This is a genomic window from Labrenzia sp. THAF82 (assembly GCF_009363435.1).
Lineage (GTDB): Bacteria > Pseudomonadota > Alphaproteobacteria > Rhizobiales > Stappiaceae > Roseibium > Roseibium porphyridii.
The window spans coordinates 3,028,618-3,042,364 of record NZ_CP045354.1; the positions used below are offsets into that span (position 1 = coordinate 3,028,618).

Annotated in this window: 9 protein-coding genes and 1 tRNA gene; all 10 read left to right on the forward strand. The window is 56.8% G+C overall.

What is annotated here, in order from left to right:
- Positions 1–124 precede the first annotated feature (124 nt).
- Positions 125–1,315: an elongation factor Tu gene (tuf, locus tag FIV00_RS14170; RefSeq protein ID WP_152501357.1), complete on the forward strand. Its 1,191-nt coding sequence runs from the start codon at positions 125–127 to the stop codon at positions 1,313–1,315.
- Positions 1,316–1,424: 109 nt separating this feature from the next.
- Positions 1,425–1,500 (forward strand) — tRNA-Trp (locus tag FIV00_RS14175).
- Between the two features lie 104 nt (positions 1,501–1,604).
- Complete coding sequence (gene secE, locus FIV00_RS14180; RefSeq protein WP_152501358.1) at positions 1,605–1,802, forward strand: preprotein translocase subunit SecE; 198 nt, start codon at positions 1,605–1,607, stop codon at positions 1,800–1,802.
- 58 nt (positions 1,803–1,860) lie between these two features.
- Positions 1,861–2,391: a transcription termination/antitermination protein NusG gene (gene nusG / locus FIV00_RS14185; RefSeq protein ID WP_152501359.1), complete on the forward strand. Its 531-nt coding sequence runs from the start codon at positions 1,861–1,863 to the stop codon at positions 2,389–2,391.
- Positions 2,392–2,570: 179 nt separating this feature from the next.
- Entirely contained in the window at positions 2,571–2,999 is a 429-nt protein-coding gene (gene rplK, locus FIV00_RS14190) for a 50S ribosomal protein L11 (protein WP_094071112.1), read from the forward strand.
- A gap of 4 nt (positions 3,000–3,003) precedes the next feature.
- Positions 3,004–3,702 carry a 50S ribosomal protein L1 gene (gene rplA, locus FIV00_RS14195; protein WP_152501360.1) on the forward strand — a complete coding sequence of 233 codons (699 nt, stop codon included), beginning with the start codon at positions 3,004–3,006 and terminating at the stop codon, positions 3,700–3,702.
- Between the two features lie 324 nt (positions 3,703–4,026).
- Positions 4,027–4,545, forward strand: coding sequence for a 50S ribosomal protein L10 (gene rplJ / locus FIV00_RS14200; protein ID WP_152501361.1), 519 nt, complete (start codon positions 4,027–4,029; stop codon positions 4,543–4,545).
- 60 nt (positions 4,546–4,605) lie between these two features.
- Positions 4,606–4,986, forward strand: coding sequence for a 50S ribosomal protein L7/L12 (rplL, locus tag FIV00_RS14205; RefSeq protein ID WP_152501362.1), 381 nt, complete (start codon positions 4,606–4,608; stop codon positions 4,984–4,986).
- Between the two features lie 272 nt (positions 4,987–5,258).
- Complete coding sequence (gene rpoB, locus FIV00_RS14210; protein WP_152501363.1) at positions 5,259–9,398, forward strand: DNA-directed RNA polymerase subunit beta; 4,140 nt, start codon at positions 5,259–5,261, stop codon at positions 9,396–9,398.
- An 89-nt stretch (positions 9,399–9,487) separates the two neighbouring features.
- Positions 9,488–13,687: a DNA-directed RNA polymerase subunit beta' gene (gene rpoC, locus FIV00_RS14215; RefSeq protein WP_152501364.1), complete on the forward strand. Its 4,200-nt coding sequence runs from the start codon at positions 9,488–9,490 to the stop codon at positions 13,685–13,687.
- The last annotated feature ends 60 nt before the right edge of the window (positions 13,688–13,747 follow it).

Here is a 13,747-nt window from a genome sequence, read left to right on the forward strand (position 1 = left end):
GAAATCCTGACAGAAAAGTTCTACGGGAAGTAGTTCGTCGCACGCGGATCTGTCCAAGGCGCCGGAATGCGGCCCGACTCGAGCCTTTATCGATGAACCGAGTATTGGACAGAGAGCGACGCCGATGGCGAAGGAAAAATTTGAGCGCAACAAGCCGCACGTTAACATTGGCACGATTGGCCACGTTGACCATGGCAAGACGACGCTGACCGCTGCGATCACCATGACGCTTGCAGAAGCAGGTGGTGCCGAAGCAAAAGCTTATGACGAGATTGACGGTGCGCCTGAAGAGAAGGCTCGCGGTATCACGATCTCCACGGCTCACGTTGAGTATGAGACGGACGCCCGTCACTACGCCCACGTTGACTGCCCTGGTCACGCCGATTACGTGAAGAACATGATTACCGGTGCTGCTCAGATGGATGGCGGTATCCTGGTTGTGTCTTCCGCAGACGGCCCGATGCCGCAGACCCGCGAGCACATTCTGCTTGCCCGTCAGGTTGGCGTTCCGGCTCTTGTTGTTTTCATGAACAAGGTTGACCAGGTCGACGACGAAGAGCTTCTTGAGCTTGTCGAGATGGAAATCCGTGAGCTTCTGTCTTCTTACGAGTTCCCGGGCGACGACATTCCGATCGTCAAGGGTTCCGCGCTTGCAGCTGTTGAGAACCGCGATGCGGCGATTGGCCGTGACGCGATCCGTGAGCTGATGAATCAGGTTGACGAATACATCCCAACGCCAGAGCGTCCGAAGGATCAGCCGTTCCTGATGCCGATCGAAGACGTGTTCTCGATCTCCGGCCGCGGTACTGTTGTGACCGGTCGTGTTGAGCGCGGTGTGATCAACGTGGGTGAAGAAGTCGAGATCGTCGGCATCAAGGACACCCAGAAGACGACGGTTACCGGCGTTGAAATGTTCCGCAAGCTGCTGGACAGCGGTGAAGCCGGCGACAACATCGGTGCTCTGATCCGCGGTGTTGGCCGTGAAGACGTTGAGCGTGGCCAGGTTCTTTGTAAGCCGGGTTCTGTTACCCCGCACACGAAGTTCAAGGCAGAGGCCTACATTCTGACGAAGGAAGAGGGTGGCCGTCATACGCCGTTCTTCACCAACTACCGTCCTCAGTTCTACTTCCGTACGACTGATGTGACCGGTGTTGTTTCCCTTCCGGAAGGCACTGAAATGGTTATGCCTGGCGACAACGTTTCCGTTGACGTTGAGCTGATCGTGCCGATCGCCATGGAAGAAGGCCTGCGCTTCGCGATCCGCGAAGGTGGCCGTACCGTCGGCGCAGGCGTCGTCGCTTCAATCATCGAATAAGATGAATTTGGACCGCCGGGCTTGTGCCCGGCGGTTTGCCCTCTTAAGTGTTGCTGTGAGCGGCCTCAGAGGGTATCAGGAGCAGGGATCGCGCAGGCGGTTCCAATGAAGGGGTATAGCTCAGCTGGTAGAGCGACGGTCTCCAAAACCGTAGGTCGCGGGTTCGAACCCTGCTGCCCCTGCCAATTTGCTCTTGATTAATCGGCCTCGAGGGCTTAAAGAGTTTCCTCGAGTGAGGCGCGCGGAGATTTTCCGCGCGCCCACTCGTATTTAACAGACCGGAATCGGAATGGCGAAGACCAATCCCTTTAAATTTATCCAGGAAGTGCGCGCCGAGACGTCCAAGGTGACTTGGCCGACGCGCCGCGAGACCGCTGTGACCACTGCCATGGTGTTTGTCATGGTGATGATCGCCTCGATCTTCTTCCTCATCGCGGACCAGTTGATGAGCCTGGGGATCGGCTTTTTGCTGGGTGTCGGCGGCTAATTGAGTAAGACCGGCCGTCCGGTTTGCAGACAAGAACAAGAAACGGAACTGAAGAACCATGGCCAAGCGCTGGTACATTGTGCACGCCTATTCCAATTTCGAGAAGAAGGTCGCCGATTCCATTCGCGAGAAGGCCGAGCAGAAAGGTCTCACCGATCTGTTTGAGGAAATCCTCGTTCCAATGGAAAAGGTCGTGGAAGTGCGTCGGGGCCGCAAGGTCGATGCCGAGCGCAAGTTTTTCCCGGGCTATGTGCTTGTAAAGATGGAAATGACCAACGAGGCATTCCACCTCATCAAGGACACTCCGAAAGTTACCGGTTTCCTGGGCGCGGACCAAAAGCCGATGCCGATTCCGGAAAAAGAAGCTTTGCGGATCATCAATCAGGTGCAGGAGGGCGTTGATCGTCCCAAGCCCTCTATCAGCTTTGAAGTTGGCGAGCAGGTGCGTGTGTCCGATGGGCCGTTTGCGTCGTTCTCCGGTCTTGTCGAAGAAGTTGATGACGAGCGCGCGCGTCTCAAGGTGGCAGTGTCCATCTTCGGTCGTGCAACGCCCGTTGAACTGGAATTCGGTCAGGTCGACAAGCTCTGACTGGTTGCCCTCCGGCAGGAGGGCGTGAGTGCCCGGTGGTAATCGTCGAATTTGGCGAACGTTCCGGGATAAAATAGGTGGAAGGTTCCATTGCTCTTCGCCGGGCAATGACAAAGGGCCGGACCACCAACTCCCATGCAGCCGGATTGCCGTTCGGTTGCACATGACAGGAGAGAAAAATGGCGAAAAAAATTGAAGGCTTCCTGAAGCTTCAGGTGCCGGCAGGTTCCGCTACTCCGTCGCCGCCCATTGGTCCGGCGCTCGGTCAGCGTGGTCTGAACATCATGGAATTCTGCAAGGCGTTCAACGCGCAGACTCAGGATGTTGAAAAGGGTGCTCCGTGCCCGACCGTGATTACATATTACTCTGACAAGTCCTTCACGTTCGAAGTCAAGACGGCTCCCGTCAGCTTCTTCCTGAAGAAGGCTGCCAAGCTGCAGAAGGGGTCCCAGACCCCAGGACGCGGCACTGTCGGTTCCGTGACCCGCGATCAGGTCAAGGAAATCGCAGAAGCCAAGATGAAGGACCTGAACGCCAACGACGTCGATGCAGCAATGCTGATGGTTGAAGGCTCCGCCCGTTCCATGGGCCTTGAGGTAAAGGGGTAAGATCATGGCGAAGGTTGGAAAGCGTACCAAAGAAGCGCGTGAAGGCATCGACCGGAACAAGCTCTACCCGCTCGGCGAGGCCGTTAGCCTGGTCAAGGGTCGGTCCAAGACCAAATTCGACGAGACCGTCGAAGTTGCGATCAATCTCGGTGTTGACCCGCGCCATGCTGACCAGATGGTTCGCGGCGTGTGCGTTCTGCCGAACGGAACAGGCAAGAACGTCAAGGTTGCTGTTTTTGCGCGTGGCGACAAGGCTGACGAAGCAAAAGCTGCAGGCGCAGACATTGTTGGCGCTGAAGAGCTGGTTCAGGAAGTCCAGGGCGGCAAGATCGATTTCGACCGCTGCATTGCGACCCCTGACATGATGCCGCTTGTCGGCCGTCTTGGTAAGGTTCTCGGCCCGCGCGGTCTGATGCCGAACCCGAAAGTCGGCACCGTGACGCCGGACGTTACCGCGGCTGTCAACGACGCCAAAGGTGGCGCTGTGCAGTTCCGTGTTGAAAAGGCCGGTATCGTGCACGCAGGTGTTGGCAAAGTGTCCTTCTCCGAAGAGGCCATCTCCCAGAACGTCAAGGCTCTGGTGGATGCCGTTCAGAAGGCCAAGCCGTCAGGTGCAAAAGGTTCTTATCTGAAGCGTATTGCGGTGTCCTCGACAATGGGCCCGGGCGTGAAGATCGATCTGGCAAGCGTTGCCGGCGAATAATCCGGGTCTGCCGGATTGAAGTGAAATTTCGATCGCAAGATCGAATAGATCCGGCGGTTCGCCGCCGGATTGCCCTGTCCGAGACTGCAGGTGCCGGGAAACCGGCTTAAGCATATTGGCCTGCATAGATGGGTGAGAACCGAATTCCCCGCCGAACCGGCGGAAACTTGGTTCGAACCAGACCTTGCCGAGCGTTGTTGCAACGCAAAGGTGAGGGGACAGGACCCTGAGCGCCGTTCGATCAGACGGTTCCGGGTTCGGGACCGTCAGCCGAGCGGCAAAGGTAAACCGGTGGCGAAACGCGCCACCAAATGGAGAAGGCAAGTGGAAAGAGCGGAAAAGCACGAGTTCGTGACATCTCTCAACGATGAGCTGGCTGACACCGGCGTCGTTGTTGTCGCGCACTATGCAGGTCTTTCGGTTGCTCAGATGACCGCATTGCGGGCGTCTGTGCGTGAAGCCGGCGGCTCTGTAAAAGTCGCAAAAAACCGCCTTGTGAAACTCGCCCTCAAAGGCACTGACCTTGAGCACATCTCCGACCTGTTTCAGGGCCCTACCGTTCTCGTTTATTCCGAGGATCCGGTAGCCGCACCGAAAGCAGCCGTCGATTTCGCCAAGGCAAACGATCAGTTTGCAATTCTTGGCGGTGCTCTTGGCACGACCAACTTGAACCCGGATGGGGTCAAATCACTGGCAACCATGCCGTCGCTCGATGAGCTGCGCGCGAAACTGGTTGGCATGATCCAGACACCAGCATCCCGGATTGCTCAGGTTGTCAACGCACCGGCCGGGCAGCTCGCTCGTGTCTTCAATGCGTATGCCACGAAGGACGAGGCCGCATAAGGCGACCAAAACACTGTCTCGAAGAAACCAATACTGGTTCGAACTTTAAGGTACTGAAAAATGGCTGATCTTGAAAAGCTCGTTGAAGAACTGTCCACACTGACTGTTATGGAAGCTGCTGAACTTTCCAAGCTTCTGGAAGAAAAGTGGGGCGTTTCTGCTGCTGCTCCGGTTGCAGTTGCTGCTGCTGCTGGTGGTGCTGCTGATGCAGGTGCTGCTGCTGAAGAGAAAACTGAATTTGACGTTGTTCTGGCTTCTGCCGGCGACAAGAAAATCAACGTCATCAAAGAAGTCCGTGCCATCACCGGCCTGGGTCTGAAGGAAGCTAAGGAACTCGTCGAGTCCGCTCCGAAGGCTGTCAAGGAAGGCGTTGCCAAGGACGAAGCTGAAGAGCTGAAGAAAAAGCTGGAAGAAGCAGGCGCTTCTGTCGAGCTGAAGTAATAAAGGCTATTGCCTTTCGCGGTTCCGGGTTTTCCCGGGACCGTTTTTTGCCCCGGCGGGTCTGACCCGGTTCCGGGGCGTACGTCCCACTAGGGCCTGCTGTGTTCGAATGATCGTGGCAAAGCTCTAGACCCCTACGACTGATCGGCTTGTCTGGCTTGAGGCAAGTGGATCTCAAAAGGGGCGACGGTTTTCCGAAGCGCCCGGGCAGATGCCCGATTGGACAAGGGGCGTTTCGGGAAGCCGTTACCCGGCCCATATGAGGAGCGACAATGACCCAAACGTTCAACGGTCGCAAAAAGGTCCGTAAATACTTCGGATCGATCCGCGATGTCGCGGCTATGCCCAATCTCATCGAGGTTCAAAAAGCATCTTATGACCAGTTCCTGCAGGTCGACGAGATGCCTGGCGGTGGCCGCAAGATTGAAGGCCTAGAAGCGGTCTTCCAGTCCGTATTTCCAATTTCCGATTTTGCCGGCACCTCACTGCTGGAATTTGTTTCCTACGAGTTCGAAGCTCCGAAATACGACGTTGACGAGTGCCGTCAGCGCGACATGACCTTCGCTGCGCCGCTGAAGGTGACCCTGCGCCTCATCGTATTCGACGTTGATGAAGATACTGGTGCAAAGTCCGTCAAAGACATCAAGGAGCAGGATGTCTACATGGGCGACATGCCGTTCATGACCGACAACGGCACCTTTATCGTCAACGGTACGGAACGCGTGATCGTGTCCCAGATGCACCGGTCTCCGGGTGTCTTCTTCGATCACGACAAGGGAAAAACCCATTCCTCCGGCAAGTTGCTGTTTGCTGCACGCGTGATCCCGTATCGCGGTTCCTGGCTCGACATCGAATTCGATGCCAAGGACATTGTGCACGCGCGTATCGACCGTCGCCGCAAGATCCCGGTTACCTCGCTGCTGATGGCACTCGGCCTTGATGGCGAAGAGATCCTGAACACCTTCTACAATCGGATCGACTACACCCGTCAGAAGGATGGTTCCTGGCGTATGCCGTTCGACGGCAACCGTCTCAAGGGCACCAAGGCATCTTACGACCTGATCGACGCCGATAGCGGCGATGTGGTTGTTGAAGGTGGCCGCAAGATCACTGCCCGTACAATCCGTCAGCTCGGTGAAAAGGGCGTTACCGCCCTCAAGATCACTGACGAAGATCTGCATGGTCAATATCTTGCCGAAGACATTGTCGACGGCCAGTCCGGCGAGATCTACGCTGAAGCTGGTGACGAAATCACCGGCAAGTTGCTGGAAGAACTCGTAGAGCGCGGTTACCACGAGCTGACGATGCTCGACATCGACCACGTCAACACGGGGCCGTACATCCGAAACACACTGGCAGTCGACAAGAACGAATCCCGCGAGGATGCGCTGTTCGACATCTACCGTGTGATGCGTCCGGGCGAACCGCCCACCATCGACACCGCAGAAGCGATGTTCCAGTCGCTGTTCTTCGATGATGAGCGTTACGATCTCTCGGCTGTTGGCCGCGTGAAGATGAACATGCGTCTTGACGTTGAGTGCGAAGATACGGTTCGGGTTCTGCGCAAGGAAGATATTCTGGAAGTCATCCGCGTTCTTCTGGAGCTGCGTGACGGCAAGGGCGATATCGACGACATCGATAACCTTGGCAACCGTCGTGTCCGTTCCGTTGGCGAGCTGATGGAAAACCAGTACCGTGTTGGTCTTCTGCGCATGGAACGCGCGATCAAGGAGCGCATGAGCTCTGTCGAAATCGACACAGTCATGCCGCAGGATCTGATCAACGCGAAACCAGCTGCTGCTGCTGTTCGCGAATTCTTCGGCTCTTCGCAGCTGTCGCAGTTCATGGACCAGACCAACCCGCTCTCGGAAGTCACCCATAAGCGCCGTCTTTCGGCACTTGGCCCGGGCGGCCTGACCCGTGAGCGCGCCGGCTTCGAAGTCCGCGACGTTCACCCGACACACTATGGCCGCATCTGCCCGATTGAGACGCCGGAAGGCCCGAACATCGGTCTGATCAACTCGCTGGCAACCTTCGCACGCGTCAACAAGTACGGTTTCATCGAAAGCCCGTACCGCAAAGTGAAAGACGGTGTTGTTTCCAACGACGTTGTCTACCTTTCGGCGATGGAAGAAGCCAAGCACTACGTGGCACAGTCCAACGCCGTGATGGACGGCGACGGTCGTTTCACCGAAGAGCTGATCACTTGTCGTCACGCCGGTGAAAACATGATGGTTCCGTCCGACAAGGTCGACCTCATGGACGTTTCGCCCAAGCAGCTGGTCTCCGTTGCAGCGGCGCTGATCCCGTTCCTTGAGAACGATGACGCCAACCGCGCTCTGATGGGCTCGAACATGCAGCGTCAGGCTGTGCCGCTTGTGCGGGCGGAAGCTCCGTTTGTCGGCACCGGCATGGAACCGATTGTGGCTCGCGATTCCGGTGCTGCCATTGGTGCGCGCCGTGCAGGTGTCGTCGACCAGGTCGACGCAACACGTATCGTTATCCGGGCAACCGAAGACCTCGACCCCGGCAAGTCCGGCGTCGATATCTACCGGCTGCAGAAGTTCCAGCGTTCCAACCAGAACACCTGTATCAACCAGCGTCCGCTGGTCCGTGTGGGTGATCGGGTGCACAAGGGTGACATTATCGCAGATGGTCCTTCCACGGACCTCGGTGATCTGGCGCTCGGCCGGAACGTACTTGTCGCGTTCATGCCCTGGAACGGTTACAACTTCGAGGATTCCATCCTCCTTTCCGAGCGCATCGTTTCCGACGATGTCTTCACCTCCATCCACCTCGAGGAATTCGAAGTGATGGCGCGTGACACCAAGCTTGGCCCGGAAGAAATCACACGCGACATCCCGAACGTTTCGGAAGAAGCGCTGAAGAACCTCGATGAGGCTGGTATCGTCTATATCGGTGCTGAGCTGAACCCGGGTGACATCCTCGTCGGCAAGATCACGCCGAAGGGCGAAAGCCCGATGACACCGGAAGAAAAGCTTCTGCGTGCCATCTTCGGTGAAAAGGCTTCGGACGTTCGTGACACGTCTCTTCGTCTGCCGCCGGGCGTGTCCGGTACGGTCGTTGAAGTTCGTGTTTTCAACCGCCATGGCGTTGAAAAAGACGAACGTGCGATGGCGATCGAGCGCGAAGAAATCGAACGCCTCGCAAAAGACCGTGACGACGAACAGGCTATTCTTGACCGTAACGTCTATGGCCGTCTGGCCGAGATGCTGATGGACAAGACCGCTGTCGCCGGACCAAAAGGCTTCAGGAAAGACGGTGTTCTGACCGGGGATGTTCTCAACGACTTCCCACGCTCGCAGTGGTGGCAATTCGCTACTGACGACGAGAAGTTCATGTCCGAGATCGAAGCTCTGCGCGGTCAGTATGACGACAGCCGCAAGCGTCTCGAGCAGCGTTTCATCGACAAGGTCGAGAAACTGCAGCGCGGTGACGAACTGCCGCCGGGCGTCATGAAGATGGTCAAGGTCTTCGTTGCCGTTAAGCGCAAGCTTCAGCCGGGCGACAAAATGGCCGGCCGCCACGGCAACAAGGGTGTGGTCTCCAAGATCAACCCGTGTGAAGACATGCCGTTCCTGGAAGACGGCACGCATGTCGACATCGTGTTGAACCCGCTTGGCGTGCCTTCGCGCATGAACGTCGGCCAGATCCTGGAAACCCACATGGGTTGGGCTTGCCGTGGCATGGGGCTTCGCATCGGCGAAATGTACGATGAGTACCGCAAGACCGGTGAGATCGAGAACCTGCGTGGCAAGGTGATCGAAATCTATGGCGACAACCTCAAAGGCGATGACGTCAAGGAATTCGATGACGATGGCATCGTTCGTCTGGCGAATCAGCTTAAGAAGGGTGTTCCGATTGCGACGCCAGTCTTTGATGGTGCACGCGAGCCGGATGTTGTCGATGCGTTGAACATCGCGGGCTACAAACAGTCCGGTCAGTCGACCCTTTATGATGGCCGGACCGGGGAAGAGTTCGATCGTCAGGTTACCGTGGGCTACATCTACATGTTGAAGCTCCATCACCTGGTCGACGACAAGATCCACGCCCGTTCGATTGGTCCATACTCGCTCGTTACCCAGCAGCCGTTGGGTGGTAAGGCGCAGTTTGGTGGCCAGCGCTTCGGGGAAATGGAGGTCTGGGCGCTTGAAGCTTATGGTGCAGCCTACACGCTGCAGGAAATGCTCACCGTCAAGTCGGATGACGTGGCCGGCCGAACGAAGGTCTACGAGGCCATCGTACGCGGCGACGACACATTCGAGGCGGGCATTCCGGAAAGCTTCAACGTGCTTGTGAAGGAAATGCGGTCCCTGGGTCTCAACGTTGAACTTCAGCGTACCGATGCACCCGCGATTGCCGAGGAAGAAGCTGCGGACGCCGCAGAGTAACCCCGGCAACGGACCCCAATTGACTCATGCCGGTGACGGGGAGAGGCGAGTGACCCTCTACCCCGACCGTGCATCGAAGGAGACGGACCATGAATCATGAGGTCATGAACCTGTTTAATCAGCAGGCTCCCACACAGACCTTTGACAATATCCGGATTTCGCTCGCGAGCCCGGAAAAGATCTTGTCTTGGTCCTTCGGCGAAATCAAAAAGCCGGAGACGATCAACTACCGCACGTTCAAGCCTGAGCGCGACGGTCTGTTCTGTGCGCGTATTTTTGGCCCGATCAAAGACTACGAATGTCTTTGCGGCAAATATAAGCGCATGAAATACAAAGGCGTTATCTGTGAGAAATGTGGTGTTGAAGTCACCCTTTCCCGCGTTCGCCGTGAGCGTATGGGCCACATTGAACTGGCTGCGCCGGTTGCGCATATCTGGTTCCTGAAGTCGTTGCCAAGCCGCATCGGTCTTCTGCTGGACATGACGCTGAAGGATCTGGAGCGCGTTCTTTATTTCGAGAACTACGTTGTTCTGGAGCCGGGCCTGACACCGCTCAAGCAACATCAGCTGCTGTCTGAAGAAGACTTCATTGCCGCTCAGGACGAGTATGGCGAAGACGCCTTCACGGCAATGATCGGTGCTGAAGCGATCCGCGAGATCCTGATGAGCATGGATCTGGAACGCGAGAGCGAGAAGCTTCGTCAGGAAATCGCGGAAGCGACGACCGAACTGAAGCCGAAAAAACTGGCCAAGCGTTTGAAGGTCATTGAAGCATTCATGGAGTCGGGCAACCGCCCGGAGTGGATGATCATGACTGTTGTTCCGGTGATCCCGCCGGATCTGCGTCCGCTTGTGCCGCTGGACGGCGGCCGGTTTGCGACGTCTGATCTCAACGATCTGTATCGTCGTGTGATCAACCGTAACAACCGTCTGCGCCGCCTGATGGAACTGCGTGCACCGGATATCATCATCCGGAACGAAAAACGCATGCTTCAGGAATCTGTAGATGCCCTGTTCGACAACGGCCGTCGTGGCCGTGTGATCACTGGTGCCAACAAGCGTCCTTTGAAGTCGCTGTCCGACATGCTGAAAGGCAAGCAGGGCCGCTTCCGTCAGAACCTGCTTGGTAAGCGCGTCGACTATTCCGGTCGTTCGGTCATCACCGTTGGTCCCGAACTGAAGCTGCATCAATGTGGTCTGCCGAAGAAGATGGCGCTTGAGCTCTTCAAGCCGTTCATCTATTCGCGCCTCGATGCAAAGGGCTTCTCCTCAACGGTCAAGCAAGCCAAGAAGCTGGTTGAGAAGGAGCGTCCGGAAGTCTGGGACATTCTTGACGAGGTCATTCGTGAGCACCCGGTTCTTCTGAACCGCGCACCAACGTTGCACCGTCTTGGCATCCAGGCCTTCGAACCGACGCTGATTGAAGGCAAGGCGATCCAGTTGCACCCGCTGGTGTGTTCCGCGTTCAACGCCGACTTCGACGGTGACCAGATGGCCGTTCACGTGCCGCTGTCGCTCGAAGCTCAGCTGGAAGCCCGGACGCTGATGATGTCCACGAACAACATTCTGCACCCGGCAAACGGTGGCCCGATCATCGTGCCGTCGCAGGATATTGTTCTGGGTCTCTACTATCTGTCGATCATGGCAGAAGGTGAGCCGGGCGAAGGCATGGCCTTCGGCGATATCGGCGAGATCCATCACGCGCTGGCCAACAATGTCATCACATTGCATTCCAAAATCAAGGGACGCTTCAAGTCCATTGACGCGGAAGGCAATCCGACGTCGGAGATCTTTGAGACGACGCCTGGCCGAATGCTGGTTGCGGAGTTGCTGCCGAAACACCACGAAGTGCCGTTCGATGCCTGTAACAAGCTGATGACCAAGAAGGACATCTCCAAGATGATCGACACGGTTTACCGTGCGTGCGGTCAGAAGGAGACGGTTATCTTCTGTGACCGCATCATGGAGCTTGGCTTCAAGAACGCTTGTAACGCCGGCATTTCCTTCGGCATGGACGACATGGTCATCCCGGACACCAAGCAGAAGCTGGTGGCCGAGACCTCATCGCTCGCGACCGAATATGAGCAGCAGTACAATGACGGCCTGATCACTCAGGGCGAGAAGTACAACAAGGTTGTCGACGCCTGGGCGAAATGCACCGACAAGATTGCCGATGAAATGATGGCCCGTATTAAGGCCGTTCAGATCGATGAGGAATCTGGTCGCCAGGAACCGATGAATTCGGTTTACATGATGTCGCACTCCGGTGCGCGTGGTTCGCCTCAGCAGATGAAACAGCTGGCCGGCATGCGTGGTCTCATGGCCAAGCCGGACGGCTCCATCATCGAAAACCCGATTATCTCGAACTTCAAAGAAGGCTTGTCGGTTCTGGAGTACTTCAACTCCACCCACGGTGCCCGTAAGGGTCTTGCCGACACGGCCTTGAAGACTGCGAACTCCGGTTACCTGACACGTCGTCTCGTGGATGTTGCCCAGGACTCCATTATTCTTGAACAGGATTGTGGTTCTGAACGTGGCATCACCGTTGCGCCGATCGTGGATGCCGGTAACGTCATCGCTTCTCTGGGGATGCGCGTCCTAGGCCGTACAACGGCAGAAGACGTGGTCAACAACCAGACTGGTGAAGTTCTGGTGGCGAAGGGCTCGCTGATCGACGAAAAGGACGTTGAAGCAATCGAGGCTGCCAAGGTGCAGCAGGTGAAGATCCGTTCGGTTCTGACCTGTGAAACCGAAACAGGCGTTTGCGCGACCTGCTACGGACGTGACCTTGCTCGCGGTACTCCAGTTAACATGGGTGAGGCAGTCGGCGTTATCGCTGCGCAGTCCATCGGTGAGCCGGGTACCCAGCTGACCATGCGTACCTTCCACATCGGTGGTACCGCACAGGTTGTTGACAGCTCGTTCATCGAATCCAATGTCGACGGCACGATCAAGATCCGGAACCGTTCGGTCAACCGGGACTCTGATGGCAACCTGATTGCCATGGTGCGCAACATGTCCATCGTTGTCATTGACAGCGACGACAACGAACGCGCCGTGCACCGTGTGGCTTACGGTTCCAAGCTTCATGTCGATGATGGCGACAAGGTCAAGCGCGGTCAGCGGATTGCAGAATGGGATCCGTACACCCGTCCGATGCTTGCTGAAGTTGACGGTGTCGTTGACTTTGAAGACCTGGTCGATGGTGCGTCCGTGCAGGAAACTGCCGACGAGGCGACCGGTATCACCAAGCGTGTCGTCATTGACTGGCGTTCGTCCCAGCGTGGTGCCGACCTGAAACCGGCAATCGTGATCAAGGACGACAAAGGGGCGGTTTCCAAGACCGACCGCGGTTCCGATGCACGGTTGATGTTGTCGGTGGATGCGGTTCTGTCCGTTCAGCCGGGTGCAACTGTCAAAGCTGGTGACGTTCTGGCGCGTATTCCGCTTGAAAGCGCGAAGACCAAGGACATCACCGGTGGTCTGCCGCGTGTTGCTGAACTGTTCGAAGCACGCCGTCCGAAGGATCACGCTATCATCGCTGAGATCGATGGCACGATCCGGTTCGGTCGCGACTACAAGAACAAGCGTCGCATCATCATCGAGCCGGCTGAAGAGGGTGTCGATCCGGTCGAATACCTCATTCCGAAAGGCAAGCACTTCCATCTGCAGGAAGGCGACGCCATTGAAAAGGGCGAGTACATTCTGGACGGTAACCCGGCACCCCATGACATTCTGGCTGTTAAAGGCGTGGAAGCACTTGCTGCATACCTCGTCAATGAGATCCAGGAAGTCTACCGGTTGCAGGGTGTGACGATCAACGACAAGCACATCGAAGTCATTGTTCGTCAGATGCTTCAGAAGATCGAGATCACCGATGCCGGTGATACCGAATTCTTCTCTGGTGAGCAGGTTGACAAGCTTGACTTCGAGGAAGCGAACCGCAAGGCAATCGACGAAGCCAGAGAGCCTGCCAAGGGCGCGCCGGTGTTGCTCGGCATCACCAAGGCTTCGTTGCAGACACGTTCGTTCTTCTCTGCCGCCTCCTTCCAGGAGACGACCCGCGTCCTCACAGATGCAGCGGTCAACGGCAAAACCGATCCACTGGTCGGTCTGAAGGAAAACGTGATCGTGGGACGTCTCATCCCGGCTGGTACCGGCGGGGTAATGAAGCGGATCCGCAAGATTGCAACCCATCGCGACGACCTGATCCAGGAAGCGCAACGCCAGCAGTCTTCGGACAGCGCAGCGGAAGGCCTCCTGGAAGACATGACCGGGGCGGCCGAGTAAGCGGAGCTCCCATGACAATTCGAAAGGCCGCCTCCGGGCGGCCTTTCTTGTATCAGGACA

Bases quoted from the DNA above. Each gene is read 5' to 3' on its own strand.
- tuf (WP_152501357.1), top strand. From the start codon at position 125: ATGGCGAAGGAAAAATTTGAGCGCAACAAGCCGCACGTTAACATTGGC.
- secE (WP_152501358.1), top strand. From the start codon at position 1,605: ATGGCGAAGACCAATCCCTTTAAATTTATCCAGGAAGTGCGCGCCGAG.
- nusG (WP_152501359.1), top strand. From the start codon at position 1,861: ATGGCCAAGCGCTGGTACATTGTGCACGCCTATTCCAATTTCGAGAAG.
- rplK (WP_094071112.1), top strand. From the start codon at position 2,571: ATGGCGAAAAAAATTGAAGGCTTCCTGAAGCTTCAGGTGCCGGCAGGT.
- rplA (WP_152501360.1), top strand. From the start codon at position 3,004: ATGGCGAAGGTTGGAAAGCGTACCAAAGAAGCGCGTGAAGGCATCGAC.
- rplL (WP_152501362.1), top strand. From the start codon at position 4,606: ATGGCTGATCTTGAAAAGCTCGTTGAAGAACTGTCCACACTGACTGTT.
- rpoB (WP_152501363.1), top strand. From the start codon at position 5,259: ATGACCCAAACGTTCAACGGTCGCAAAAAGGTCCGTAAATACTTCGGA.
- rpoC (WP_152501364.1), top strand. From the start codon at position 9,488: ATGAATCATGAGGTCATGAACCTGTTTAATCAGCAGGCTCCCACACAG.